The 26,987-nt window shown below is 59.1% G+C and carries 13 protein-coding genes; 1 reads left to right on the top strand and 12 read right to left on the bottom strand.

Annotation, left to right across the window (positions count from 1 at the left end):
* The first annotated feature begins 3 nt into the window (after positions 1 to 3).
* Entirely contained in the window at positions 4 to 933 is a 930-nt protein-coding gene (locus HS122_05320) for an ROK family protein (protein MBE7537813.1), read from the top strand.
* On the opposite strand, the gene HS122_05315 is transcribed toward HS122_05320, so the two are convergent.
* From HS122_05315 to HS122_05260, 12 genes are all read right to left on the bottom strand, one after another.
* The gene (locus HS122_05315) at positions 906 to 2,411 is read right to left on the bottom strand and encodes a sulfatase (GenBank protein MBE7537812.1); all 1,506 of its coding nucleotides are present in this window, start codon (positions 2,409 to 2,411) and stop codon (positions 906 to 908) included. The genes HS122_05320 and HS122_05315 overlap by 28 nt on opposite strands.
* Positions 2,408 to 3,334, bottom strand: coding sequence for a heparin lyase I family protein (locus HS122_05310; protein ID MBE7537811.1), 927 nt, complete (start codon positions 3,332 to 3,334; stop codon positions 2,408 to 2,410). Before HS122_05310 ends, HS122_05315 begins: the two co-directional genes overlap by 4 nt.
* A gap of 25 nt (positions 3,335 to 3,359) precedes the next feature.
* Positions 3,360 to 4,505 (bottom strand): DUF5009 domain-containing protein, encoded by a 1,146-nt coding sequence (locus tag HS122_05305; GenBank protein MBE7537810.1) that lies wholly within the window; start codon positions 4,503 to 4,505, stop codon positions 3,360 to 3,362.
* A gap of 128 nt (positions 4,506 to 4,633) precedes the next feature.
* Positions 4,634 to 7,738: a hypothetical protein gene (locus HS122_05300; protein ID MBE7537809.1), complete on the bottom strand. Its 3,105-nt coding sequence runs from the start codon at positions 7,736 to 7,738 to the stop codon at positions 4,634 to 4,636.
* A gap of 206 nt (positions 7,739 to 7,944) precedes the next feature.
* On the bottom strand, positions 7,945 to 11,607 hold the full coding sequence (locus HS122_05295) for a TonB-dependent receptor plug domain-containing protein (protein MBE7537808.1): 3,663 nt from the start codon (positions 11,605 to 11,607) through the stop codon (positions 7,945 to 7,947).
* A 217-nt stretch (positions 11,608 to 11,824) separates the two neighbouring features.
* A complete protein-coding gene (locus HS122_05290) occupies positions 11,825 to 12,136 on the bottom strand; it encodes a transposase (protein MBE7537807.1) in 312 nt (103 codons plus the stop codon).
* Between the two features lie 252 nt (positions 12,137 to 12,388).
* Positions 12,389 to 13,741: a neutral/alkaline non-lysosomal ceramidase N-terminal domain-containing protein gene (locus HS122_05285; GenBank protein MBE7537806.1), complete on the bottom strand. Its 1,353-nt coding sequence runs from the start codon at positions 13,739 to 13,741 to the stop codon at positions 12,389 to 12,391.
* An 81-nt stretch (positions 13,742 to 13,822) separates the two neighbouring features.
* Positions 13,823 to 16,546 carry a c-type cytochrome gene (locus HS122_05280; protein MBE7537805.1) on the bottom strand — a complete coding sequence of 908 codons (2,724 nt, stop codon included), beginning with the start codon at positions 16,544 to 16,546 and terminating at the stop codon, positions 13,823 to 13,825.
* 86 nt (positions 16,547 to 16,632) lie between these two features.
* Positions 16,633 to 19,401 (bottom strand): carbohydrate binding domain-containing protein, encoded by a 2,769-nt coding sequence (locus HS122_05275; protein ID MBE7537804.1) that lies wholly within the window; start codon positions 19,399 to 19,401, stop codon positions 16,633 to 16,635.
* Between the two features lie 52 nt (positions 19,402 to 19,453).
* Positions 19,454 to 20,701 carry a DegT/DnrJ/EryC1/StrS family aminotransferase gene (locus HS122_05270; protein ID MBE7537803.1) on the bottom strand — a complete coding sequence of 416 codons (1,248 nt, stop codon included), beginning with the start codon at positions 20,699 to 20,701 and terminating at the stop codon, positions 19,454 to 19,456.
* 263 nt (positions 20,702 to 20,964) lie between these two features.
* On the bottom strand, positions 20,965 to 23,355 hold the full coding sequence (locus HS122_05265; protein ID MBE7537802.1) for a hypothetical protein: 2,391 nt from the start codon (positions 23,353 to 23,355) through the stop codon (positions 20,965 to 20,967).
* A gap of 115 nt (positions 23,356 to 23,470) precedes the next feature.
* Positions 23,471 to 26,830 (bottom strand): hypothetical protein, encoded by a 3,360-nt coding sequence (locus tag HS122_05260; protein ID MBE7537801.1) that lies wholly within the window; start codon positions 26,828 to 26,830, stop codon positions 23,471 to 23,473.
* Positions 26,831 to 26,987: the final 157 nt, after the last annotated feature.

The following is a 26,987-nucleotide window of genomic DNA, read 5'->3' as shown; positions in this document are numbered from 1 at the left end:
TGCATGAGCGCGGAGCATGTCATCGGCATCGATATTGGGGTCGCATCGTTGAAAGCGGCGCCGGTTGATCCTGTCACTGGGCGGCTGCTGGAAAACCCGCGCGCGATGGCGACACCGCGCCCGCTTGCGAGGGGACAACTGCTGGCGGCGATTGCGACGATGGCGCGGAGCTTTGGGCGCGCGGCTGCGGTCGGGATCGGTTTCCCCTGCGTGGTGCAGAAGGGGCGCGTGGTGACGTCGGACAATCTGCATCCGGAAACCGCGGGCGTCGACACCCGGATGCTCTCTCGGGCGGCCGGCTGTCCGGTGGTCATCCTGAATGACGCGGAGGCTGCGGCGCGGGCGGAGATGCGCTTTGGCGCGGGCCGGGGCCGGTCGGAAAAGACGCTGGTGCTCACGTTTGGCACGGGCATTGGCTCGGCGCTGGCGCATGACGGCGTGGTGATTCCATGCGAATTCGGCGGGCTGCCCCTGCATGGCGACCGGGCGGAATTGTATGCGTCCGCGGCGAGACGCGCCGCGGAAAAACTGAGCTGGCCCGTCTGGTGCGTGCGCGTGAACGAGTTCTTGGAGCTGGTGGAGCGCCTCGTGTGGCCCGAGCTCATCATCTTTGGCGGCGGCCAGGCTGTGCACCACGCCCGCTTCTTCAGGCACCTCCGCCATCGTGCGGAGCTTGTACCCGCGGCATTGCGCAACAATGCGGGGATTGTGGGAGCAGCGGTGCTGGCGACCGGACTGCTGCACCCGCTGCATTCAAACCATCAATGCGACGGGGATGAACATCGATCGGCATCCGACCGCGGCACGGGCAGTGCGTTGACCGCGGTTGTGCGGCGTGTTCCGATCAAATCCGCTGGACAGACTGGGGCGCGTCGCGCGGGCGCCGCTCGCCGGATGCCCGACACTCAGTCGAGTTTGGGCGGTTTGCCGTAGTACGGGTAGAAGTCCCAGGCATCGTACCCTGGATCAACGCGCGGGTCATGGGTTTCGTTCATCCAGCGATCGAGGCGCTGGCGCAGGGCGGCCTGCTGATTCTCATAGGCGGGAAGGCCGGCGACATTCACGATCTGGTGCGGGTCTTTGGATAGGTCGTAGAGCTCCTCGGCTGGCCGCTTGTCGAAGATGAGGGAGATGTAGCGTGCGTAGCCGGGATCCTTCAAGTGGCGCAGCAGCAGGTCCTTCGTGAGGGTGGTGTCGACGTCGCCGTAGGGGCGCCCGTGGACAAACAGGACATCGGGATCTCCGGCTGGCCAGCGGTCGGGCCGGAGGTTGCGGATATAAAGGAAATCCCGCGTGCGAATGGCGCGAATCGGGTAGCTGAGGTTGTCGTGGCGGACATTGGCGTGGCGCTCGCGTTCGATGAAGGCGGCGTCGCGGGGAGTGGAATCCGGAAGTCCGAGCAGCAGATTGCGGACGCTGTGCAGCGTCATCGATGCCGGTGGTGGAACACCGCAGAGCTCGAGGATGGTGGGCCCGAGTTCGGCCACGTTCACAAACTGGTCGACCCGGCGCCCATGCCGCAGGTGGGCGCCCCATCGGATGGCGAGCGGTACGCGTGAACCGGAGTCGTAGCAGTTGGCGAGCCCGCGCGGCATCTGCCAGCCGTTGTCGCTGGTGTAGATGACAACGGTGTTGTCGAGCTGACCTGATTTTTCCAGCAGGGCGATGGCGTGGGCGGCGGTTTCGTCGAGAGACATCACGCCGCCGTAGTAATTGAGAAGATCACGCCGCGTTTCCGGCGCGTCGGGCAGCTCCGGGGGAACGACGATCTGCGAGGCCTTGATGACAGCGGTGGCCTTGTCCAGGAAGGGCAGCCGCCCTCCCTTGGTGGCGGTATCCGTGTTTCCCAGCCAGAAAAAGAACGGATTCGCTGACCCGGAATGTGAGAGGAACTCCTCGAAGCTGGCGTACTTTGGTCCGACGGGATTGTCCTTCCAGCCGGATATTTCGTGATTTCCCGGCCCCCATGGCTTGCCACTGTAGCCGATTTCGTAGCCGGCCGCCTTCAGAATTTCAGTCATGACCGGCGAGTCCTTGGGGAATGCGCTCCAGAGGCTGGCGCGCTCACCCAGTTGGTGCGCGATGCGACCCGTGAGCAGGCAGGATCGCGTGGGCGAGCAGGATGGCACGGGATTGAAGGTGTGCGTGAAAACCACGCCCTCGCGCGCGATGCGGTCAAAGGCTGGCGTGTGCGCAAGCGGATCGCCAAGAGCGCCGGCGTTGGGCCAGGCCCAGTTGTCGGCGAGAATCAGCAGGACATTGGGGCGCTGCGCGGGTGCGGCGGTGCCGAAGGACGAAGCGGCAATCAGAGTGGCAAGACCAAGGACAAATTGGAGGAGACGTGTCGAGGCGCGCCTTGAAATGTGGCTGCGATGATTCCGAAGCCTTTGAGGGAAGACGAGTGGCGTCACTTTGCGGGAGCGTCTGACGATTTCAGCGGAGCGGGAGCGATGTCCTCGTACCGGGCGTTTTCACCGCCGATTTTGATGTCGGTCGCGTAGATAATCTTCCTGGATGCCCTGCCACCGGACTGTGCAAAGGCCGCCTGCCGCTCGGGAGTCTTCAGATTCCATGTCGGATGGTAGATACCCGTCTTGAAATAGGGCGAATAGACGACGCCGATGGTGGTGTAGATGTTGGGTCCCTTCACATCATGCACGAGGACTCCGTCCTTCCAGATTTTCAGGAAACCGTCCTTCTCCGCAGACCACTTTGCATGGACGACAAATGACACCCAGGCGCCGGGTCTGACAGGATCGGTCAGTGCGGAGGTGGTGCGCGTGGGCTCGGTCTGAGCGGCTCCGTAGTTCTGCTTGATCCACCATTTTTCGCCGCTGATCGATATGGCCAGGTTGGGAAATGTGGACCGCCAGTTGCCCGGTATCGCGTGCCATTGCATCACGATGTCGTCGCCCTTGTCATCATCGATCACCCAGTCCTCCGGAATGAAGATGCGCTCGCCGTACCAGCGCTCCTGGCTGCCGGTCTCGTGGGGCAGGGCCACCTCCGAGCGGAAGGAGTTTGGCGCGCGAAGCACGACGAACCTTGCCGCCTTGCGTCCCGGTCCGAGCCCGGGCGCGTCGACGATGGCCAGTCGATCGGCGTGCGGAGACTCGATGTTGTACGAGGCGTTCTCGGAAAACTTCCACCGGCCAAACCTGCCGGTGCCGAAATTGTCCTGGAAGAGAATCCTCTTTCCATAGTCAAAAACTTCATCGGCGGTGAACGAGCGTTCCTTGATTTTCGCGCTGTGGAGCGAAGGCGCGAAGAACGACAAACACACCGCTGCGAATGCGAGAAGCGGAACGGATGGCGTGCGATGGAATGGCTGCATGATTTGTGTCCGGGTGTGCGTCCGATTAAAGGCGGATGAGAATCTTGTTGCGATACAGAAACCGGACAAGGAGGAGCGGCAGCAGGAGCGCAACCAGCGCAATGAGCAGCGCCCCTGCACCGCGCGTCAGGGATGAATCCAGGAATTCCTGGATGCCTCCGCCCACGAGTCGCTTGGAGATCGCCTCGAAGTCGATCAGGTTGACGGCGAGGTAAACAACCAGCGCATTGGTGCCGATCCAGAGGAAAGGCGCGGTCCAGCGGCGAACCTGCCACACGTCGATGAGCAGGTAGAACACTCCGAGCAGGGCGGATGATGCGCCGCTGGCTACCAGGCAGTAAGAGGAGGTCCAGATGCGCTTGATGATCGGGAAGGATTGTCCCCAAAGCACGCCAGCCACGATGCACGCCGCTCCGCCGGCGATCAGCAGGAGCGCCTTGCGTCGGGCATCGTGACGGGGACTCGTCAGAATCCATCCTGCGAGGATGCCGAAGAGCGTGGTGGCTACCGCGGGAATGGTGCTGAGCAGGCCTTCGTTGGTGTAGTAGGTGTTGCGCTTGTGTCCGGGAAGATAGCGGAAATCGAGGTAGTGGGTGAGGTTGAGTCCCTCCTCGTAGCTGCCGCGAACGGTGGAAGGGACCGCCGCGGCGAGCGCTGCAGGCGAATGGCTGCCGACCCTGGCCGCGAGCTGCTCAACGCCGGCCTTGTCGAGACGCAGCTCCGGCACGGGCACGAAGGTGAGGAGCCCCCAGTAGCCGATGAGACAGGCGAGCAGGGCAAAAACAATGCCGCGGCGTGACATCAGCACGTAAAGAGTCGCACCGAAAAAGTAGCAGAGCGCTATCCGGTGGAGCACGCCGGCCCACTGCATGTCGCTCCAACCCTGCGAAACTCCGCCGTAGTAGATGACACCGAGCGCAAACAGCAGGATGCTGCGCCGGGCAATGCGGATCATTGCCGCGCGTCGGCCGGCCGAGGCGAGCAAACGATCCATCGAGTAAACGATGGACACTCCGGTGAGAAACAGGAACAGCGGAAAGATCAGATCGAAGAAGGTGAAACCCCGCCACTTCGCGTGCGTGAGCTGGGAGGCGATCGCGGCGACAACCGGACCGCCGTCCATCTTGTTCAGCGCCTTGACGAGGTGATCGCCGCCGATGATCCAGAACATGTCGAACCCGCGCAGCACATCGACAGACATCACGCGCTGCGGCTTGGGTTCGAGGGCCGCCTGCGGCTGCACAGGGGAAGCGGCGGCGTGTTCGGGCATGATGGATCGCAGCGCCGCGAGGCTGCTGCTCAGAAGGAGAACGTGTTGGTGAGCACGAACGAACGCGGCTCCGGGATTGTGAAGACAGTCACGGCACCGACGGAATTCGCCCGCTGCGGGATGATGCCATTGTCGTCGAAAACGTTTCGGATGTTGAGCTGCGCGCGCCATTCGACCTTGCGGCCGAGTTTTCGCGAATAGCCGAAGAAGAGCTCGGTCTCGTTCACGGGCCGGCCATAAACGGGGAGATTGATGTCGGGCACGGCGATCTGGTCGGGAATGCCCGCGAATGGAAATTCATTCGGGAGCACCTGTGACTTGTAGCCGACAACGGAGCGGGAGCGCCAGCGGTATCCCGCACCAGCGAATGCGCCCTTGAACCTGCCGTGATCGAGCGTGTAGCGGGTGACGACATTCAGGCGCTTTCCGCGGGCCTGTTCGGTAGTGCGGCCGTCCGCCTGTTTGATGAGATTGATGTTGCTGATGAGGGTGCGCGCGATGTCGCGGATTGTCGTTGCAGAGGTTGATTCCGGATCGGTCAGGGTGGCGTTGTCGCTCCAGACCTTCACCCGGCTGTGAATGTAGTCGATCCACTGTGCGCCGATTTTCGACTCGATCGTCTCGCCGGTCGTACCGTTGAGCGTGAAGCGCCAGTTGCGCGTGAGATTCGCCGTCAGCTCGAACTCGTAGCCGGTGGCCTCGGCCATCGAGGTGACCTCGTAGGTGGCGACCGCCCCCGTGACGAACGTGGTCGGCGGTGGCGCGGGTTTGATGAGGCCCGCCGCCGTCGCATTTGCGATGATCAGCTCAATGTCGTTGACGGGATTGCGCAATTGCACGCGGAAGTCCGACTGGTCGGGACCCGAAGTGTTGACGTAGCGGTTGACGCGCAGGCTCACCCGGCCGTCGAGCAGGCTGAAGCGAAGGCCGTAGTCGGTGCCCACGCCCTTGGATCCGCTTAGAAGGGAGTTGTCAGGATAGCGGGTGCCTGGAGCGGAGCTCCATCCTGTTGAGCGATTGAAGAACGCAGAGACCGACTCCGTCACGTGGAGCACCGCACCGGCGCTGTAGGTGCTTCCAGAGTAGAACTTCTGATTCTGCGTGCCTATTGGAATGTCCATGACGGAGGCCCAGGCGGAATTGGCCCCTCCGGAGCCTAGGCGGCCGAGCAGTCCGGGTTCGTCGATGGCGCTCCAGTTGGTCACCCTATCGCGCCGGAGCCCCCAGGTTGTCACGAGCCGGTCCTTCAGGAATGTGCTCTGCATCGAGAATGCGGCACCGTGCAGCGTGATGCTCCGCAGATTTGTTGAACGCGCCGTCAAACCAATCGGATTGTCGGGACCATAGATCGTGTAGCCAGGAATCTTGTTTATCTTCAGCGGATCGAAGGGTAGGTTGAGGTAGAAGACGTTGCCGGTTGAGGGATCCTGCGGATTGGAGACATAGGATCTCCATTGATACGCGTAAGTGGCGTTGGTCCAGTTGTCCACGGGATTGACGCCATCAGGCACAATGCGCAGGTCGCTGTCGGGTTGTCCGTCGACGGAGTAGGTGCGCTGCGCGAGCAGGCCGAAACGATGGTGACCCAGCCATGCGTTCCTCTTTCGCAGGTCAAGTTCGTAGGCGACGGTTGCGCGGGCCTCCTCGCGCTCGAAGCGACGGATGCCCCCGCGCCCGCTGCCTTCAAAAAAGTAGCGTCCGACGTTCGGATTTGGCGTCACGCGGTCCGGCAGGAACCGGTTTGCGTCGACATAGAGCGAGTTCTGGTTGCCGCGCATGAGGTCGACGAAGTCATAGCGGTTTTTTTCCTTGTTGAAACTCGCCTCGATGAAGAGGTCATGTCCGATGCGCTGCTCCACGGTCGCTCCGAGGATCCGGCCGCGCATCCAGCTGGTTGTGCCGTTGCCATGCACATTGACGTCGAATGGAAAGATGCCGGAGTCGTTCAGGCTGTAGGGATAGACATCGGGATCCGCGGCGAGATCGCCGGGGCCCTTTGTCGTGACCGAGTAGCGGGCCGTGGCACTCGTGACGGGGTTGGCACTGGCACCCCAAACCATGAAGGGGACATCGGCGGCGGACTGGCCGAAGACGTACACATTGCGCGTTGTGGTGTAGCGACGGAAGAGCGGGTCATTGGCGGACGGGACGGGTGTCGTGCCGGAGGTGCCGGTGCCGTTGTTGAAGATGGGGCGCCCGGCGTTGATCCATGGGGTCACGCGATCCGTGAACACGGTGTTGCGGGCCTGATTCGCGCGGATGTCGGCATGCTCCATCCATCCGCGAATGGTGGTGTTCTTGAACGGGGTGAAGGTGAACGCGCCGAACAGCCGGCGGGTGTTTTCACCGGAATAGGTTCTGAACGTGTTCTGGTTCTGCTGCAGGGCGTCGATGCGGATGGCGAGGCGATTTGGGATGAGTGTGCGCTCGATGTCGATGGATGTGCGCAGGGAGTCGTAGTTGTCGGTGCGCAACTGGACGGAGTACCTGTTGCGCCCGATGCGAGCCCGGTTGAAGCTGATGTCCACGATGCCGGATGGCTTCCCCACGCCAAAGAGGATGGCGTTGGGGCCGCTCGAGTATGTGATGCGGTCGGAGTTGTAGCTGTCGAGAAAGATGGAAGTCTCGAAGAAGTCATGCGATCGGCTGCTGGTGGTCAGCCCGCGCATTCGGTTGTCGGAACTTGGGTTGACGACCCGGTTGTTGAAGTCGCCGGACGAATAGGCCGTGTATTCGCTGACGTTCTCGACATTGATGGAGTAGCGGAAGGCGTCCTCCACGGACACTGTGCCGATATCCTGGAGAAACTCGGGGGTCATCACCTGGATCTGGGAGGCGACATTGCGCAGTTCAGTCTTGAGCCGGCTGCCGGCGAGAGTGTCCCGTGCGGTGTAGCCGCTGTCCTCTTCAGCCCGGACCTCAAAGGGCGACAGTTCCTGCACATCCTCGGGAGGAGGCGCGGCGGTTGCCACCGGAGCGACAGCCTGGCCGATGGCGGCCACGGGTGCGAGCGCCAGGACAAGGGCGGCGCGAGCGGTGGGGGCGATCGACCACGAACGTGGAGAAACGGCAGGGCGCTTGCGGACGGACGTGCGACCCGGGGCCAGGGGAAGGAAGGGAGATGCGTGGCGCATGGAGGGGAGGGCGCCCAAGAAGGCCCCGCGCACCCCCGTGCGACAACACGAGCCCCGTGCAAACTATTGCGTGAGGAGTCCGCGCCTTGGATGAAGCAGTCGTCGACGAGGCCGCACGGGGGGCACTTGCCTTTCAGGGGCTTGCCTGCGACTGACGCGCAGCCGCGGGGGGAATGCTTTCAGATCCGCTGAATGTGATATCGTCGTCAGAAACTAAACGAATTGGTCACCGTCCACGAGGGGCCCAACTTGATGCGCAAAGCACCGGGGCTTCCGTCAGGTTGGACATTGATCGGTATGAGTTCGTTTTTCCCCAGAATATTGGTGACGTTTGCCTGGATGTGCCACGCAATTTTATTGGTAATTTTTCGACTGTATCCGATCCATAGATTGACGCTATCGTCACTAGGTCCATAGTACGGCTTCGCGATATCGATAGTTTCCGATTTCACGCCATTGACTGTTTTGAACACCGAGGGATAACCGATGACAACTTTGTCCTGCCATTGATATCCGAGTCCAATGTTTGTCCCCTTGAAGGAACCCTCACTGAAGTTGTAGCTCGTGACAAGATTGCAACGCCATGGGCGGATCTCTGCATTGCTCGATCCGTTGAGCGCCCTCAATTGCTGCAGTGGAGTTGACACCAATTGCTTCCATTGGTCACCGAGCGTTACAGGGGCATCACCCGTATAGCGAGGGAGTTGGCCAACCAGACCGTCAATAAAGAGCTTGTCGCCTTCGGCCAAGAACGCCCCATTTGCCCCGCCGGTGAAAATATTGGTCTTCTGGGCGGTCACCTTGGCCACATTTAGAGTGACGTCCCAATTGTCGGTCGGTTTGGCATATATTTCAATTTCGTAGCCTTCCGACACCTCATCCTGAAGGCCGGTCATGCCGGGTGGGATGGTCATTGATAGATCCAGATTTTGCCATCTGGCGTCTGTCTGTCCCTTGGGTGTACCGAGTTCCATATCCCAAGCCTTCCAGAACACCGGATTGTTAATGAAGGGTGACGAAAGGGTTGCTTGGACCATCGCTTGCTGCCTCGAGCGGTCTTCCGGCGTGATGGTATACACGCCATTGACGTACTTTCCAATATTGTAGGTTGGACCGGAATAAGTTGGATTGCCGCTCAGTCCCGCCTCGTAGCGTTTGGCAAGAACCCAGGCTCGCTGGACATCTGCGCCCGCGACCCACATGTAAGTTAGGCCACTGCTTGCTCCGGCTGAGGTAGTCTTGAATTTGGTGACCTTGAGAGCGAGCCGACCATTGAACGCTGAAGCCGTAATTCCATAGTCCTCGGTTTCCCCATATGGTGCCGGCAGTGGCTGGTTCAGAATGTCAACCCGGCCTGCGCTTGGCTCGAAGTCCTTGGACTTGTTGGCGAAAGCGCTGAATGTCATTCCCCACGGCAGATGCTTGCGAATGAACTGGGGCGTGTGAGCTACCAGGCTGTAAGTGCGGTTGATGCCTTTGACTGTATTGAATGGGGCGTCGGGCAGGACAAAAGAGGGACTTCCCAGTTGAGCGTAGTTGTACAGTGTTGGAGCGCTCTTGCTATAGGCTTTTGCCGTGTCCCTGCGGTAGCCGATGATCGGGATGAGATTGCCATCAAACATGTATCCTTGCCAGACAAAGACCTTTGAATCCACAGTCTGCTTTTCCAAGGACCCGAGAGTCGCGAGGCGGTACATGTCGGTGTCCCAATAGAGGGGCTGAACCGGCAAGGTGACCCATCCGACATAGTTGGCGGGATTTTCCGATTGGGTGGAGTTTGTTCGAAGCAGGGGATTGTACCATGCATCCGCCGGATTTACATAGCCCGCAGCGACCGGGTTGGCCGGTCTATTCCACTTTGAATCGAATACTGTCAGAGAAGTGGATGTTGGTTTTCGTGCCGCACCTACGGGACTTAGATTCAATCCCTGGGCAGTGGAGAGGCTTCTCATGTCAGGTCCCAGGTAACTTATTGTCTTGATTCGAAGATACGGATCCAGCGAGTTCCCCAAGATGGCATTGGGATCGCTTTGTCCTCCGGTTGGTGCGAGGGCCGAATAGGCTCCGCTTATTGTGCGCGAATTCCTGGAGCTCTCCGAAATGACTCCGGTAAGTACATGGCGGCCGAGAATCCTGGCAATGACACTGTCCTTCCCCAGAAATGGAAGGTCTTCGGCCTTGCCGTCAAGGAATGCGGTCAACCGCGAGCTCTGCCTGGTTGTATTGCTGTCGTTGCCACCATATAGATAGTCACCAAGAAGAAAGGCGCGTCCTACATTTGGGTTGGGCGATCCATCTGTCAGAAACCGATTGAGATCGACGTTGATACCCGCCAGGGAGCCACCATAGGGGTTGGAATAGCTGGAATGAAAGTGTTGGCGGTCGAACCGCGCCTCAAGTCCGATGTGGTTGTTGAGGAATGTCTGGTTGAGGTTGGCGTTGATCGCTTCAAAATCCTGTCCCTCGCGTCTTGATGGACCATCAATAAGCTTGTTGTAAAAATCAAAGATGCTCGTGTCACTGAGACTGCTTTGAACGTAATTGCTCGCAAAGGGAACGCCTGCCTGAATGGCCCAAAACGCGTTTGTCGCGACGTTTCGCATGGTTTGATTGCTTTGACCGCCGATGTTCCCGTCGATAGCGCCGTTGGCTCCGATGCCATGGTTCATTCCCAGATAGAAGAATGACGACATCATGTACTTCCCGGTTTGCTGGTCAGAATTTGGGTCGCTGAAATAGGCGAAATTGCCTTGGTAGAAGCTATCGATCCAGGGCTGATAGTTGGGCGACGAGGTCAACGCGAACCCGGAACCGGGCGTGTCCGCGAAATATAGATTTCCATATCTCAGATCAACTGTCGTTTTGTTGAGGTTATTGGTCACCTTCCCGTTGGGATCCGTGTAGGTGCCGGTCTTAAACCAAGGCGTGATCATGTCCACCGGCGCCAAAGTACGGGGGTTTTCTGATTTGATTTTGCCTTTCTCGTAGCTGACCCGGAGCGTCGTGTGCGCCGATCGTCTGTTCAGAATCTCCGGGGCAAATGTAATGGTCGCGAAAGCGCGAGCATCATTGTTGAATGCAGGTTTTTGATAGTATTTCTTGTTGTCCTTTAGCAGGTCGACCCGCAAGCCCAGTTGATCCTTCAGGATGACCTGATTCAAATCCAAGGTACTGCGGATACTTCCTTCGCCGTCGAATCGAATCGAAACTTCACCTGCGTTCCTGAATTCCGCCTGCTTGAGGCTGGCGTTGATCAAACCTGATGGACTGCCCAACCCAAACAGGATTGTGTTCGCTCCACGCTGGATCTCGACGGAGCTAATGTTGTAGGAATCCCATTTGATGTCAGTCGATTCAAATTCCCTGGTATTGTCCGCGCGGGAAAGTCCGCGAATGCGGGTGTTCAAATCGGGTCGGCTCAACGAATTCTCGAGGATCGTCGCCCCCCTGACGTTTCCATCAAAGTTTCCGGCAAAACCTCCAACCTCGGTGCCCGTGGTATAGCTTAGCAGGCTCTGATTGTCAGTCGCGCCGGTATCCTTGAGGAATTGCGCGGTAACGATTTGCAGGGCCGTGCCTACATCGTCGACCTTGGTGCGAAGCCGCGTACTTGCCAGGGTCGTTTTGGCTTGGTAGCCCACCACTGCGTCGCCCTGCACGCTGAATGGCGATAGTACGAGTGGAGTTTCATCAAGCAGGTTTTCAGTTTCGCTGCGTACAACAAGTTCATCCTGTTTTGGAACGTTTCTGGTACGAGGAAGCTTGGACGGGGCCGCGGGAACGGTTTGAGCGGCCAGTGGTGACAGGGCGACGACAAGCAATAGTCCGCATGCGAGCGAACGAGGCAGCCAGACATAGTGGATATTCATGGAGGCAATGAGGTGGAAAAATCTTTAATGGGAGGTGACCAAGATTCCCGTTCGGGATTTGGATAGGAGGTGGAGAAACCATTAATCGTGAGCCGACCGCAAAATGGGCCGATCAGCCACGACATCGATAGAACCTTGAAAGCACGCGAAGCATGTCAGGTTCACGGATAGCTCGCTACATCTAGGCGCTCAATTTCTGACACTAATATCTCACAGATCACCGGCGGCCAGAGGCTGGATCATTCGATGAGACGCTGGCCAAACTGGAAAGCTGCGTCCGCGACCAACAAGAGAATGATGCGAGCCAGGCCGAGCAGTGATTCGTTTCTGCGGAAGATTCGGGCATTGCGAGCAGCAGCACTTTCTCGCGGCGCCGGAAACGGGCGGACTCCTTCGCGGAATACAGCCTGCCACGGTCGTACGGCACTCGCAGTTCGAGGGTACCGATCTGACTCTTCAGCCTGCGGACGTAGCAACCGCCGCGACTGTCCCGGGGTTTGCTGGCACGTTCGTTCTTGCCGATGCCCATCGCCTCACTGCCTTGAAAAGCCCCCGCCTTCGCTCGTGGGCGGGTTTTCCTTTCGTCGAATCCTCGGTTGGACAGGTTGCGGTTCTTCCTCTCTCCGTGACTTTTGTTTTCGCACCCGACTGCTAATCATACCCCTTCCACTTCCGGATCTTTCGGCCAATTCGCACGTGCTTCCAGCAAACTAATCCGTGGGATGCCCGGAATCCCATATCCAATCGCAGCAGTCCGCGATCGCCAGGATTCGACTCGAAATCAGCGGCTAGAAATCAAACCTCCATTGAGATGGCCGGAAACGGCTTCGCGCAGGTCTTCCTCAGCTGCCGCTGTGAACGGAGATACCGTTGGTTCATATCCGCCCATCGATAATTCGTCCGCGGTGAGCAAGTACCCAAGCCAGCCATTTGTGTACCCAAAATAGAATGTGTAGGGGAATGGAGACTGATCCCTGACGGCGTTCGAGATCTCGCAGAACAGCTCCAATGGCGCCGCCCAGATCGCAATCTCGTCATTGATTCTCAAGAATCGCACCGGCACCTTCACGGCCGTGTTGCCGTCGGGTCGCAGTCTTGCGTAGCTCTTCAGACTCTCGGGCCAGGCCAATCCCTCCTTCATGGGAGTTTCGACAATCAGCTCATCAGCTTTCAACGTCACTCTGCCAGTCATGCCTCCAATTCTGTTGTTTGCTTCGATGATCTTGTCCCCCAGCAACACTCGAAATTGACCAAGTCTCCCGGCTGACGGGGAAGGATATACGCTGTAGATGGGAGCCAGGTTGCCGGCAGCTCCGTTGATGAACAGCATCGTTGCTCCGGTCCTCTCTTCAACATAGTTGGCCACTGTTCCCGGGGCGTCCCCACTGATCAATAGATTCTCCTGCCCCATCACAGTTCCATGGATCGGATAGTTTGCCAGCAGTGCCAGAAGGGTTCCATCAACCTTTTCCATTCGGATCAGACCAATTCTCCTATCCACCGCTCCGTCCGGATTCATCCCCAGTGATGTGCGCCCACCCAGATCCCTTGCCCGACGATTGATATTCGCACGGGAGTATCCCCATCCAACACCCAATTTTGCGGGTGCAAGCCGCTTCCGCGCCTCTGCTATCGCATTCAATAAAGTGCTTTCCACAAAATCCGCGTAGGCTGTATCCACGGGATGCCGGTAGCGATGTCCCAGGAATTGTTCCGGCAGTCCGGGACCACCCACCTCCGGGGCTGAATGGGTGTGTGTCAATGTCCACCAGAAATTGATGCGCGGAATGCCTTGTTCTCTTTCCAGTCGAGCAGCCACCTGGTCGTAGAAGGACGGAGCAATCAGGCAGAAATCCGATGAAACGATGACAATTTCCGTCGAGCCGTCGTGCAGCACCAACACACGATGATGGAGTCGATCGTGTATGCCTGTAGATTTTCGTGCGGAATAACCGAGTAGCTGCTTGGATTCGGTTGGCGTCACATCCACTCTCGCCACCCCCGCCCGAAAGGCTTCACCAGGCATTCGGGTGCACACCAGCAATAGCAGCAGCGCCCAAGCAGCGCCGCGTTGCAAGCATGGCATCAGGAGCGCAGGAGCTCTTGAAAACACCGAGAATGAAATCGATGTCATATGATAAATGACTTTGAATACGGAGCCTCAAACTCGAGGATAGGTGCGTTATGATGAGTGAGACTATTGAAGCGGGATTGCTTAAAGGGGGTTGGGCTTTTGAAGATTGATCAGCTCGACGGCGGTCCACGGCGCAGTCCTGTTGCGCGATTTCGCGCGTATCCGGGCAACTTCAGCCGGAGAAACAGGTGAATCCATATTACCCCACTGACGGCGAATATAGGTTACTATTCCCGCGATTTTTTCATCGTCAAGCTGCGCGCCAGTTGAACCGAGTCCGGGCATCACCATGTTCCACTTTTCCCCGCTGACTTCGATTGGCCCGCTCACGCCATGCAGGATAATATTGATTGGGAGTTCGTGTGAATTGGTGACCCACTCCGATCTTACAAGTGTTGGAGCCACACCATTCAGCCCTTGTCCGTTTGATTGATGGCAGGCGGCACAGATTGATGTATAGTGTTCGCGCCCGATTTCGAATAATGTCTGCTCTGATGGGGTCAGAGGGCGAAGGGTTGGAGCCTTTTGCGAGGGGTCTCCCGGCCAGGTCAATTTCGCGGAGAGATCCGCCAGCAACTTGTCAACCGATTCGCCCCCAGTCCCTCGCATCGAAGAAAACAATCGTGGCTCTTCCGGCAATTCCAATCTTGATCCGCTCGCAGCCTTGAACGCAAGCCCCTGAAGCACAGCTTTGACACGCCAGTCCGTAGCAGCCTTGTGACTCAGGATGCTGAAGACGGCCGACACCATGGAGGCGTTTCGACGCTGCATGACAATCAGTCCAAGCTGCTCGAGCAACACATGGCGCAGTTCAGTTTCCTGTTCCCAACCGGAAAGCATCATGAGCTCGCGTATTGCCTCGATCGGAGCCGATATCATGCCTGCCGCCGCGGCACTCACCATCCGCATGTCGCTTTCCTTCTCAAGCATATCAATCATGAGCTGCAGAGCCATTGGAGTGCGTACCGCACCCAACGTTAGAACAAGTTGCAGTCGTACCTCGATGTCTGGATCCGACGAGATCCGACGATACAAATCCATCAACGAAGGATGCATTGTGGTGGAAAGAGTTTCACTCACTCGCAATGCCGCACATCGAATCCAAGGATGAACGTCGTGCGATGCAATTTCGCATGCAGGGATATCGATTTCGTTCAGACCGGCGAGGGTCCAAAGTGCGTGCAAACGGCCGAGGGCGTTGGAATCCTCCTTTGCCATCGCGCGAAGCATGGAAACCACTTGATGAGGTTTTCCCTGCACCAGCAGTCGTTGTGCCGTATCTCTGACCCAGCCATTGTCCGACGAAAGCTGCCGAACCAATTGCTCAGGAGAAGCATGATCGAGCTTCGTTGGTTTGGGTGCCCGGGCCTGTGTGGGAACTATGCGATAGATTCGCCCCGTTGGCGCGAAGGCGCCAATTTCTCTGCTGAGGATCTGTTCCCGCAGATATTCGGTTACATATCGTTTGTGCTCTACGATTCCCGTATACATGTCGGCTACGTACAGGGCCCCCTCAGGTCCTGTTTCCATGAATACAGGGCGAAAACGTTCGTCGCTTGAGGCCAGAAATTCCCGCTGATGACCCGTCGCGAGCGCCTTTGGCTGGCCGCCACGCCACTCAAGCTTGAAGCGCTTCACCAGATTGCCGACGGGATCGGCCACAAACACACTGCCCCGGTAGTCTTCGGGGTACAATGACGCGCGATAGACATGCGGAGCCGAAGCTGCTGTAAAGTGTTTCAACGTTCCGTCGGGTCTGAGGTCGGATGCTCCTAGCGTGACCAATGGGGTGACCCGAACCGGATAGACTGAATTGTCATCCACCAATGATGCATTCACCAGCATGGGTCCCCTCAGATTCCGCGATTGAGAGAGGTCCATCCCCTCGACAGGTAGAAAATATTCGCCGGGCACCATGTCCGCGTGGAGCGGTGAGGCATTGTAGTTGTAGTAAAGTCGACCCGCATCGTCTTGTGCGATACCCCATTGTCCACGAAAGAGAGTTGGCTCGGATATGAGCTGGCCACCGGAGAATCGATGGCGCTCCGCGCTCTTTGCCGAATACATCCAGTTGTCCATTGCTGGCAGGAGCCCATTCGCGGAGTGTTCGGGATTGCCGCGTTCTCCATAGTGTTCCGCGACAACGATTCGTTCGTCAGCGACAAGATCGCCATCCTTGTCCTGGGCATACCAAATCCTGGGTGGTTCAACCACGAGAACGCCGCCGGGAACAAAAGCCAGGGTGCGTGGCATCACCAGCTTGTCCAGAAACACGGTCGACTTGTCCATGCGCCCATCTTCATTCAGGTCCTCCAGCACCACTATTCGGCCGGTTGGGGCATCCTCCCCCGTGCCGGCAACATCCCGCATATATCCCGGCATTTCTGCGACCCAAAGACGGCCAGCTTCATCAAATCTCATGAAAACCGGACGAATCACCATGGGCTCGCAGGCAACCAACTCCACTCGAAATCCCTGGTCGACCTGAAACGTCTTCAGGGCGTCCTCGGCAGAAAGTACAGGTGCAGGCGGAATTCCAACGCGTGCCCAGATCTTTCTGGCCTCTTCGGGTTCATATCCGGGATAGGTTAGCCACCACTGCCCTTTGGGGTGGCCAGTGTTCTTCCACCACTCCTTGTCCTGACTACCCGGTGACTTGACCTTGTCACCTTCAGATATCGTCGTTGCCTGTGGAGTTGGAGGAGTCTCGTTGCGCGCGATACACGGTGCCACCATTAAAGCGGCAATTGAAGAGAACCAGGGTAAGAGGTGCCTCATGGTCATAATTCGAACCAGCGTCGACATTCAGCAATGTAGATTGTGCTGCCTGGATGGACAGATTGAGAGGAAGTGACTGATCCTTGGCTGGAGATGAGTGCTCGCCATGAGAACTACTGGAGCGCGGTGAGAACACATTGCCGGGCGAGTTCTCCTGGAGTGAGGCTATTGCTTTGAATATAGACAGGTGATTCCGACAGCCTGATTCCGCTGCCTTCCAGAAGGGCGCCCGTTACGCTTCTGACCATTGAATGTGCGGGGGGATGAATCGTCCAATTCGCTTCGCCTCGTTTCTCGGTGGCCCAGGCAATCAAGATTGAGGATTCGCCGTTCGCGAAGGCATAGCCATGGACGTTGTCTGTACCCTGTCCCGAAACCTGCTTCGGAACTTGAAGTCTCCCGCCAAATGCCGGTTTTGGCCCAAGCAAGTTTGTGAAGGCGGAGAGCGCCACGCATGCCTTGCGGAGAAATCCGCCCGGTGCCACAAAAGGATTTTCGATATCCGTGACCCCCTTGTTGGCGTCATCGGCGATCGGTTCGTGCCAGAAGATCTTTTCCACACCGTATGAAAGCATGATTGTTGAAAACCGCACGATATAGTCACCGGCCTGTCGCTCGCTCTTTAGGAGTCGATTGGCAGCGAACTGGTTTACTGGCGGGCTCCAGGGCAGATAGGGGAATTCATCTATTCCGTAGTAGGCGGCCTCTGTCGCCCAGATCGTTTTCCGAATGCCAAATTCATCCATCACGCGCCATATGCGCTCCATATTTGGGATGAACGACTCCGGTTCGCGCGTGCCCGCATAGGGGTGGAGATTGAAAATATCGACGAAGTCAAGACCGCCAGCCTTGATGAATTCATCGCCGAAGGTTATCTCTGGCTGGATTGCCAGACCACCCAGGACTTTTGCATCGGGATTTGAAGACCGAATGGCTTTCGCTGCGCCCTTTAGGAGACCGATGTAGGTTTCGATTGTATAGCCTCCCTTTTTCGGCAGGCAGAAATCCGGAACCCATAACGGTTCATTGAGAAACTCCCAGTATGTCACCAAACCCTTGTAATGCGATGCGGCTTTTGCGACGAAATCAAACAGCAGTCCTGGATCCTTGGGTGCGTAGGCCAATCTATACCAGGATTTGTTTGGCACGGAATCCGGGGCTGTTGTAGACCAACTTGTTGAGGGATTCGACGGCAGCAGGCTCAGAATGTTCATGCCTGCTTTTCGGAGCCTTTGCAGGTGTGGATCGATTGGGGCAAATGAGAGTTTGCCCCGCTGGGGTTCCGCCCACTCCCAGTTCACCGCCCAATCCCGAATCCAGGTCACACCCGCCTGCCTGATCTGGCGGCAGGCTTCCAAGGTGGTCGGTCCATGGTTCAGGCCGAATGGAGAATCGTCATGCTTGTAGGGTTCAATGACCGATAGCTGCATCCCATGGATGTGCGCCTGGCCGTCCAAATTCCAGGAGAATTGCGCACGATAGTAGCCTGTTGGAAGGTTCAGCGGCAGCGGCAGGACAGATCTTCCGTTGGCTGGAAGTGTCAAAGCAATCGTGCGTGCGGGGAGATGCTGGTCCCAGTAGTCCGTCAACTGGATGTCGAACGTGATTTCCTTTGGAACGCTGGAAGTATTGTGACCGACAATCTGGATGGTTGGCGAGGGCCCGGCAGAATAGACATTTCCATATCTCTCTGAATTGAATCCGAATTCAACGGGGTTCCGTGGTTCAAAAGAACTCATTGATTCGCCAGCTTCCAGTTGGATGGCATCCACCCAGAACATGATGTTTGCAGACATGGCCGCATCGCGGACGTCTGCACCGACTGCTATATAAACGCTGTCGGCCGGAGCGATCACAGTGTACGAGAAACGCTGCCACTCTCCAGTGAGCAGCACTTCCTTTGTCAAAGGCTCCATTGACTTATTTGCATCCGCATTGAAGACAAACTGCAGGACCCCCTTTGTGCCGGGCCGATCGGATCTCATGAAAGCAGAGAGAGTGTAGGGGCGTCCAGGCTCGACGTCCATCCATCCGCGATTGGCGACCAATAGTCGGCGCTGCCGGATGTATTGTGGTGGAAAACAGTCAAAGTATGATTCGGGGGTGAGACCGGGCCCATGATCGATTCGAAAGGAGTGTGCACCGTCCGGGGACCGACCAGTCTCAATATTGCCATACAAGCCGGCAACGTTTCCCCCATAGGGCAGTCCCTCGCCTAGTGACAGCCAGCCGTCTCCTCCGCATTCGAAGGAGCCGTTCGGTATCAGGTTTCTTGAGGCAGTGCGGGCAAGCCGCGGCTGAAATCTTGGCGCAGCGACCACGTTGGCACCCGCATTCGATGTGCTTTGCAGGGAAACATCATCGAGCCAGACCGTGCCGGTCGATGCCAGCACGAACTGCAGGAGCGAATTGTCCCGCGACATGTCACGGTCCGGTTTGAATGCAAACTGGAATTCCTTCCACTCTGTGCCTGCCCTTACGATCGCCCGAAAGACTGGTACCGAAAGATTGCGCGTGTCCTTTACTTGTACGGAGAATGCGCTGTCCGCGATTGCCGCACTCCTGGCCTTGAAAACCAGAGTGTACTCCCGCCCGGCAATCAGCGCGATTCCCTTTTGCAGCAGTGCCGCATAGCTGGTTCCTGGCATGGGGGACGATGTGCAGTCGATCCTCACTGAATTGCCGCTCCCCGTGGCTCCGCCATCGATGTTCCATGTCGCTATGGCTTGGTCTTTCTCGTCCAGTTCATTCATCCATCCCGCGGGAAGATTGTGAACCCGCTCTTCAAACGAGCCGTTCACGACGAGGTTCATATCCTGGCCAACGATAATGGTCGAACAGACGGCAAATGCCAGGACGAGCAGGCTTGTTCGCAATGTCACTCCTGGCATTTCAACAGGACGAAAATTCACGCTGTTCCCCCGTTCCTGCGGATTATGCCTTGGTGCGGAGGGCCTTCTTTATTGTCCCAATTGCGGTGTCTTCCTGGGCGCTTGTGAGGCAGGAGGGAATGGGCAGCAGGACTGATCTTTCGAAGAGAGAGTCACTGAGAGGACACGCGCCCTTTGCGTATTGGTAAACGCTCGAGCGATTCTCTGGTGCCGACCAAGGATTGCCGGCGGGGGACAGTGGAGTTTTTTTCACCAATGCGGTGATGTTCGAATAGATGTGAAGGCCGTAGTCCGCGATGCGGAATGCATTGTGAAAGCCGCTGCTCCGCAGTTGGACAAGGAGGCCCTGTGCGATTGTGGCATTTTCCAGCAGCAGAATGAGAAACGGACCGGTGTCGCCCTTGTCGTCCACAATCCTGCGGAACGCCAAACCAGCCGTTCCGGTGAGTCCGGCTTTGATGCGACGCTTCGAGTTGCGCATCCGATCGAGGATAGCCGGCAGTTTTTTCAGCTGCACACCAGCTACGGCACCGCAAAGTTCGCTCATGCGTCGGCCCTGGCCCCAGGAAAGCGCATAGTCCTCAGGCTGGGCAAGGCGTCCGTTCCGGCGCACCATGCCCATGTCATGGGCTGAAAAGGCGCGTTCGTAGAGTTTGTCGTCGTTGGTGACAATCAAACCACCTTCACCGCAGGTCATGTTCTTGTTAAGCTGAAGGCTGAAAATGGCCATGTGTCCAATCGAGCCAAGCCTGCGGCCCCGATATGAGCCGCCGTTGGCCTGCGCACAGTCCTCAAGTACCTTGATGCCATGGCGTTGAGCAACGGCCATGATTGGGTCCATATCACACGGTGCGCCCGCCATATGAATGGCGATGATGAGCTTGGTGCGTGGAGTGATGGCGCGTTCGAGCCTGGCAGGATCAAGGTTGAACGAGTCATCCACTTCACTGATGACAGGAATGGCTCCGACTTGGACGATCGCGCCCACGGAGGCCACCCACAAGAATGCGGGGACGATGACCTCGCAGCCCGGGCCGATGCCGAGCGCAGTCATCGCGCAGATCAACGCTCCGGTGCCGCTGTTTATCGCGAGGGCGTGTTTCACGTCATAGAACTCGCGTGCCGCATGCTCAAGATCGTCCACATGATGCGGCGGTTTGGTGCCGTAGTAGCGAAAGAGCGAGCCATTGCGCAGCACATCAAGGACGCTTAGCTCCTCCTTTTCATCGATCCAGTGAACGCCGGGAAATTCATGGGGCCATTGAAGGTCTGAAGAGTCAGGTTGTTTCATGAGGAAGGGTCTTGTTGATTGAATTGGGTTTGATGATTCCTCGATCCATTGATTCGGGGGCCGAGTTGAGCGACTGAGAAAACCATGGCTCGAGGCATTGAGCTTGCAGCGAAAAGCATGCCTTTTCCGATGCTTCCAAGCTACGTGCATGAGCTCAAAGAATGGGACTATTCGCTCAGCGTGTGTGCACCAATGTTAGCTTCGACTCATTCGCATGCGAACAGCAATTTTTTTGGACCTCCGGTGCGTTTCAGCAATTCCCGCTAGAAGCCCATGAACGTCGGTGGCGGGAGGGCTTGGGGGTGGCGGCCGACTCTGAGGATCTGCGAGCGGGCGAGATCTTCGGCGGGCATGAGTTCCGTGACGAGATAAACCGGCGAGTCGCCCAGCACCACGGTCTTGCCGTTGCCGCCTTCGTGGAGTTTCGTGCCGACAAGATTGTAGGCGTCGACGTCGCGGGGAATCTTGAGCATCCACACATGGTCGTGCTGCGCGTCGCCCGGCGACCAGGCGACGAGGACAGCCTTGCTGCCGCATTGGAAGGCGTATCCGTAGATGGAATCGGTGGGCAGGCCCTTGAGCAAGGCGGGCTTGTCGAGCGGGGCGACGTATTTGAATCCGGGGGCAAACAGGTGCGACAGGAACGCGAGGGCCGGATAGGTTTTCTGGGGCGTGCCCCCGGGGCCGAGCAGGGCGTTGCCGAGGTCGCGCATGCCGTCGTTCACCTCGCCGGAGCTGCCCATGTGGTAGAAGATCATTTCCACCCCGTGGGAGAACATGATGACCGCGTGGCGGATCGTCTGGTCGGCCGCCGCTTTCTCGCTCTCCATCGCGAATGGCGCGTTCGGCTCGATCCACGGCTCACGCGCCTTGTCGTCCTCGGCGTAGTAGCCGGCTTCCGTGACCCAGATCGGCTTTCGGCCCGTTGGAGAATGGTCCATGAGTGAAAGAAGCTCGTTCATCTGCGGGATGAAGTCCTCGGGCTGATCCTCGAAAAAGCCGTACGGGTGAATGTTGAGAATATCGATGAGCTCGAGACCGCCGGCGCGGATGAAGTGCGGGGCGCGGTGCAGCACCTCCAGTGAGTATCCGCCGACAAGCTTCGCTGACGGGTTCGCGTCGCGCAATGTGCGCGAGGCGATTTTCAGGAGATCCACGTAGGCTTGCGCGTCGTAGGTGAAACCCGGCAGTCCGCGGTAGGGTGCGGGCAGTGCGGTGCTGGTCGTGGGCTCGTTGAGAAATTCATAGTAGGCGACGCGACCCTGGTAACGCGTCGCAGTCGCCCGGATATAGTTTGCCAGATTCGCGTTGTCTTTCGGCGCGACTGCGAGCCAGGCCCATTCGGGGGTCGCTCGCCAGACCTTCGGCGGCAGCTTGTAGTCGGGAGGGAGCGAGCTGGCCCATTTCGCGGACGCGAAAGCCGGCAGGAGGGCGAGGATCTTCCAGTTGGCAACCTCCAGCCGGGACACCTGCCGATCGGCTTCCTCCCAGCGGAACGGCCCAGGCTTCGGCTGCACCTCCTCCCAGTCGAGCGACCATTCGCGGGCCCAGAACACGCCAGCGCGGCGGAATTGGTCGAGGAGATCGCGATTGGTCGGAGCGTGGTTCAGCCCGAACAGGGTTTCGGGCCTGCGGTAGTCGTGGATCAATGCCAGCGGGAAACGCGATTCCTGCCGAAGACCGGCCGACGTTGCGACGGCCGTTGCGCGGTAATAGCCTGGGCCGGGCAGCGGCAGAGGCATCGTGACGACGGATTGTCTGCCTGCCGGTGCGTTGAAGCGCTGGTGGGACCCAGGCAGCGGCAGGTCGAAATAGTCCGTGAGTGTGACGTCTACGTCGATATCCGCGCCTTTACCTGAGCGGTTGAAGGTCGTCACGCGAAGACCTGGAGGTTCGCCGACAGTGTAGACATTTCCGAAGTGGCCGGACTCGATCGCCACCTCGATCGGAGCGCGGGACTCGTAGGCGGACGCCTGCGCACCCTCCTCGAACTGCACGGCGTCGATCCACACGCGGGCGCTCGCGCCGGGCCGCCGGCGGAGGTCGGGACCGACGCCCACGCATACGCTCATCGAAGTTGCCTTGAAGGTGAAGGCATGGCGTTCCCAGCGTTCGGAAAGCACGACAGAGTGCTCGGTATTGGTCGGGTGCGGATCGGGTGCCGGGTCGCCGCCGAAGCGCATGACGAGGCGCGCCGGCACGCCGGCATGGTCGGCCTTCAAATAGGCGGAGAGCGTGTAGGTTTTTCCTGGCACCACGTCGATCCAACCCAGGTTCACTGCGAGCGGGGCCTCCTGTACGACGGTGGCGGCGGGCCAGCAGTCGAAGTGGGTAACCGGTGTGACGCCGGGGCCCATGGCCACCTCGAGGCTGCGGTCGCCCTCGTATTTTTCGGCGGTGGTGACGGTGCCGAAAAGCGAGGAAAGGTCGCCGCCCCAGGCAGTCCTTTCGCCAAGACTCGACCAGCCGGCGCCTCCGAGCTCGAAGCCGCTGTTCGGCACCAGGTTCCGGGCGTCGGTGGGTGGCAACCGCGGCTGCCAGCGTACGCGCACCTCGGTGGGATTGATTGCAGCGGCGGCGAAAACGAACCCGATGGCGGATCCGAGACAGCCGAGGAGAAGAAGGCGAACGTGCGGCGCGTGGAGGGACGGCATGGTCCGGTGCATGATAGCAAGGAAGGGCACATTCGCCAACCCACGCCGAAGGACGTGGCTGGCGGAAAAGGACGGGAGGTGACGCCGGCGCACGGATGCGCCGGAAGGGAAAAGGTCAGCGTGTGGCGTCGGCGACGATGGCTCCGTCGAGGACGTCGGTGTATGGGTTCAGCATGAACCAGCGGGCGTTGTCGTGGCCGATCGAGTGCACGCGGATCTTCGCGGGCTGGCCTGCGGTGAGCGCTTCGCCGGGCACAGACAGGTAGAACAGGCCTGTCGACTCGGACCACGAGGACTGGCTGAGCACGGGCACGAAGCCTAGAATGTAGCGGCCGTCGTCGCTCCGCCAGGTTGTCGCTTCCTTGGTGGCATCGAAGTTGAGGATCTTGGCACCGTTCACCCAAAGGCCGAAGCCCATGTTGCTCGCGCTGCGCTCGGCGAACGCCGTGCCACCGGCAAAGACGAAGGTCGTGCGAGCGGCCGTTGGCACTGGCGCAGTTTCCCAGGCGAGTTCATGCAGCGCCTCCTCCTGGCGTATGCGCAGGCCGTCAGCGTTGATCTCGCGGTAGCTGAGGCCGCGCGCAGTCTCGCCCTTGTGCTTCAGGGTGCGGGCATAGCCTGACACCAGCGAGCCCTGAGCGAACGGCGATTTTGAGACGGCGTCGCGGAGCGTGGCCAGCGGGATCGAGTGCCGGGGGTGAGGCAGGCTCTGTGCGCGGGTGAGCAGCTGCGCGAGCAGCCATGGGCCTTCCGGCCCGCCGTGACGGAGCGCGTTGTCGAAGTTGAGTCCGCTGACGATCCATGAGCCTTGGCCAACGCCGGTCTCGAAAAGCAGCGATTTGTTTCTCCAGACGTAGTCGAAATCGAGCTCGCGGGTGAAGGGTGTCGGCGCGCTGTGGACATTCAGTGCGCGGATCAGGACGTCCGGCTGAGCGAGCAGGGTGTCGAGGATGACGGTCTGTGCGCCCTGCAGCAGGTGGAACCAGCCGGCGTCGCACCAACCGTCGGGTGCCATGGCCTTTGTCACGGGTGAATCGTAAACGACCGTTCCGGCGTTGCTGTCGCCCGGGAACACACCGAGCCACCAGGCGGTTTTCCAGGTGGTGACGTCCGTGGGAAAAACATCCGTCGGCGAAAGCAGCACCACGCTGCTGCCGCGCTCAGCGGTCTCGAGCAGGCGGGAGTTGGGCTGGCGCGCCACGTACACGGCTGGTGCCGGCAGCACGCCGTCGGCAGGAATTGGGCGCGGATTGAATGCCTTCAGCATGGGGAGGAGATCGGCGCTGCCATACATAGGCACGCGTGCGTCGACGGTTGGGGAGCGAGAGGGATAGACCCAGGCTTCCCACTGGTTCGTACAGATCTTGCCGCCAGCCTTAAGTTCGATCTGGACCTGGAACTTCTCGGGGCCAGCCGGATCGGGCAGCGCGAACTCAAGCGCGCCGAGCGGCACTATCTGACCCTGCTCGATCTCCCCGGTGGAACGATTGCCCCGTTGAAGAACCTCCGTGCCGCGGTTGATTCGCCAGGCAAGCGTCGCGTCCTTGAATACGTTCGGAGAATAGTTCGAAACTGAAAGTTGGAGCCGGACCTGCTCGCGACCGCGGTAGTTCAGCTGCAGGCCGTCCTGGAGGAGCACGACCGGACCGTTGATCTGGCGGACCTGCTCTGGCGTGATGGAGTTCGGGCGGCGGTGGACGTCGACCAAGCCGTTTGAACCGGGATACCAAGGCTGCAGCAGCCACCAGTGGTAGCCGGAGATCTTCGGATTCTTGCGCAGGGCCTCGAGGTTGAATTTGTGACAGAGGTAGTAGAGTTTCTCCGACTGCAGGGACCAGTTCGCCGTTTCGTCGAGGAGTCCAGCCCGCGCAATCTTGTCGCGGGCGACGGTCAGCCAGAAAGGTTTGAATGGCGACTGGTCGTAGAGCGGGATGGAATCGAGGCGGGGGAAGCTGACGAAGTTGCCCTCCTCGTGTGTGATGACCGGCTTGAGCGGGGTGCCGGTTTTGAACTTGTCCGGGTTTTCGAGCGGCGTGGTGAGGATGCCGAACATCACGGTGTAGAAGTCCACCGTGGCACGATCCTTGGTTCCGTCGATGAAGCCCGCTGGAAAGACGCCGTCCGTATCGATGACCGGGCGCGTGGGATCAAGGCGCTTGGCGAGGTTGTAGAGTTCAGGGGCGAGGTCGACGCCGCCCCACAGCTCGTTGCCCATGCACCAGTCGAATATCGAGGGATGGTTGCGGTAGCGGAGAATGGCACCGGCCCATTCGCGGCGGTAGGTGTCGCGGGCCGCGCCCTTCGCGCGGTTGTAGTAGCGCATGTAGGCAATTGGCAGCTCCGGCGAGACGAACATGCCGATCTCGTCGCAGGCCTCGTAGTATTCCGGCGGCAGGAAATGGCTGTGGTGACGGACGAAGTTGAAGCCGTAACTTTTGGCGACCCTGAGCCGGTCGAGGTAGAACTGCTTGTCGGATGGTGGCGCGATCGTATCCGGATAAACCGCATCGTCGCCGTAGCCGTTGAGGTAGTATTTCGTTCCATTGACGTGGAAGTCGGTGCCGCGGATCTCGATGCTGCGCATGCCGAATCGCGTTTCGACGACGTCCACCGTGCGGTTTCCGTCCAGCAGTGTGAGGCGGGCCCGGTGCAGATGTGGCGTTTCCGGAGTCCATCGCGGCGCGTCGGGCAGCTCTACCACGAGTTCGATCCGGTCGTTGGCGAGCACCTGGTGGAGCGGCACCTGGCGTTCGGCGGCCTTGCGGCCGTCCGGAGCAAACACATCGAGGCGCACGGTGTCGGCGGTGCCGGCCGCGCCGCTGAGCCGGGCGGAGACGAGTGCGCTGCCGGCGGCGAGCTGTGGCTGCACGAACAGTTCCTCCAGCCAGGTCGCGCTGCGGCGCTCAATCGCGATGTGGCCCCAGATGCCGCCCCAGAAGCTGAAGAGGTGGTCGGGGATGTCGATGCAGCCCATGAGCGGATCGACGTCGATTTGCTGCTGAGAGTTGACCTCGAGCGCTATGGATGCCGGCTGGCCCGGCTTCACGAAAGGAGTGATGTCGAACTCGAAGGCCGAAACGTAGCCGAGGTGAGAGCCGGCTTCACGTCCGTTCACCCACACGCGCACTGCGCGGTACACGCCGCCGAAGCGCAGAAAGAAGCGCTGGTCGCCGGCGGCGGCCGGGATGTCGACCGTTCGCTTGTACCAGCCCCTGCCGATGAAGTTGTGCCGCATCTTGTCCGTTTCCGGACCGTATCCCTGGGCGTCCCAAGCGCCGGGCACGACGATCCTGCCGGAGAGCAGTCTGGCGTCCTTGTACCATTGTTCCTTCCGCCCGACGCTGTCGGGATCGAGTTGGAAGGACCATGAGCCGTCAAGAGGGACAGTCTGTCGAGGTGTCTCAGATGAGGCAGCCGCGGTGCCGGCCAGCGTTGAGAGCAAAAGGAGGGATGCGAGGATTGTGGATGGCTTCATGGGACGAATCTCGGCGGTGCCGTGGCGGAATATCTGGGTTGGGCGACAATACCGGCGAGGCATGTGCCTGGGCAACTGGACGCGGCGATGTGTTTCCGAGCATGCCTTCTTATGTGGATGAAGGCTACGTCTATGCTCTCAAAGAATCACATTATTG

The organism is Opitutaceae bacterium (assembly GCA_015075305.1).
In the GTDB taxonomy this organism is placed as follows: Bacteria; Verrucomicrobiota; Verrucomicrobiia; order Opitutales; family Opitutaceae; genus UBA6669.
This window is presented reverse-complemented; position numbering and strand designations above follow the sequence as displayed.

Coding starts and splice junctions, on each gene's coding strand:
- HS122_05320 (MBE7537813.1), top strand. CDS start 4: ATGAGCGCGGAGCATGTCATCGGCATCGATATTGGGGTCGCATCGTTG.
- HS122_05280 (MBE7537805.1), bottom strand. CDS start 16,546: ATGTCGACGCTGGTTCGAATTATGACCATGAGGCACCTCTTACCCTGG.
- HS122_05260 (MBE7537801.1), bottom strand. CDS start 26,830: ATGAAGCCATCCACAATCCTCGCATCCCTCCTTTTGCTCTCAACGCTG.
- HS122_05265 (MBE7537802.1), bottom strand. CDS start 23,355: ATGCCGTCCCTCCACGCGCCGCACGTTCGCCTTCTTCTCCTCGGCTGT.
- HS122_05300 (MBE7537809.1), bottom strand. CDS start 7,738: ATGCGCCACGCATCTCCCTTCCTTCCCCTGGCCCCGGGTCGCACGTCC.
- HS122_05295 (MBE7537808.1), bottom strand. CDS start 11,607: ATGAATATCCACTATGTCTGGCTGCCTCGTTCGCTCGCATGCGGACTA.
- HS122_05310 (MBE7537811.1), bottom strand. CDS start 3,334: ATGCAGCCATTCCATCGCACGCCATCCGTTCCGCTTCTCGCATTCGCA.
- HS122_05285 (MBE7537806.1), bottom strand. CDS start 13,741: ATGACATCGATTTCATTCTCGGTGTTTTCAAGAGCTCCTGCGCTCCTG.
- HS122_05305 (MBE7537810.1), bottom strand. CDS start 4,505: ATGTTCTGGATCATCGGCGGCGATCACCTCGTCAAGGCGCTGAACAAG.
- HS122_05290 (MBE7537807.1), bottom strand. CDS start 12,136: ATGGGCATCGGCAAGAACGAACGTGCCAGCAAACCCCGGGACAGTCGC.
- HS122_05270 (MBE7537803.1), bottom strand. CDS start 20,701: ATGAAACAACCTGACTCTTCAGACCTTCAATGGCCCCATGAATTTCCC.